This is a genomic window from Halorubrum sp. SP3 (assembly GCF_005435195.1).
Lineage (GTDB): Archaea > Halobacteriota > Halobacteria > Halobacteriales > Haloferacaceae > Halorubrum > Halorubrum sodomense.
This window is the reverse complement of record NZ_SGTU01000541.1, coordinates 1-312: the sequence shown is the minus strand read 5'-3', so window position 1 is coordinate 312 and position 312 is coordinate 1. Positions and strand designations below refer to the sequence as shown.

The window sequence follows — 312 nt, the reverse complement described above, 5'->3', positions numbered from 1 at the left end:
AAGTTCTCGTTGCGTTAGAGGCAATTGTCGACGCAGAGCCCGCTGCCATTCCGTCTGCTCAATTGGCCCAAGTCTTCGACACTGCGGATCCGTATCGGGTCGCCGCGGGCGCACGACTCCTACAAACGCTTGCCGCTCACGGACAGGCCGATGCTGTTCTGGATCGTATCTCGTTTGACTCACTTGAGCTCGCTCTGACGCATTCCGACTCCGATGTCAGTGGAGCGGCTGCGCGTACTCTTGCGGATCTTGCTGAAGCGGGCTACACCGGCCGAATTGTAGCAGAAATTGATATCTCTGCTTTTGAATCAC

Annotated in this window: 1 protein-coding gene; it reads left to right on the top strand. The window is 56.4% G+C overall.

What is annotated here, in order from left to right:
- Positions 1 to 312: hypothetical protein (locus EXE42_RS19920; protein ID WP_206750778.1), on the top strand; the 312-nt coding region annotated here is incomplete at both ends.